The sequence below is a fragment of the Shigella sp. FC1967 genome, from assembly GCF_001743005.1.
Classification (GTDB): Bacteria; Pseudomonadota; Gammaproteobacteria; order Enterobacterales; family Enterobacteriaceae; genus Proteus.
Genome location: NZ_MIIZ01000009.1, coordinates 1 through 322 on the forward strand (window position 1 = coordinate 1; position 322 = coordinate 322).

The window sequence follows — 322 nt, forward strand, 5'->3', positions numbered from 1 at the left end:
GGTGATGTTGTTTTGTTCCACGGTTGCTGCCATAACCCAAGTGGTATTGATCCAACAGAAGAGCAATGGCGCCAATTAGCAGCACTATCAGCAGAAAAAGGTTGGTTACCTGTTTTTGACTTTGCATACCAAGGTTTTGCACGTGGTCTTGAAGAAGATGCGCAAGGCTTACGCCTCTTTGCAGAAAAGAACCCGGAGCTTATTGTTGCTAGTTCATATTCTAAAAAACTTCGGTCTCTACAATGAACGTGTAGGTGCATGCACGATTGTTACCAAAGACAGTGACACTGCTGAGAAAGCTTTTAGCCAAGCAAAAGCCATT

At 43.8% G+C, this 322-nt stretch carries 1 pseudogene; it reads left to right on the plus strand.

Annotation, left to right across the window (positions count from 1 at the left end):
* Window positions 1-322 (plus strand): annotated as a pseudogene (locus BHE89_RS00025) (aminotransferase class I/II-fold pyridoxal phosphate-dependent enzyme); the annotation flags it as partial.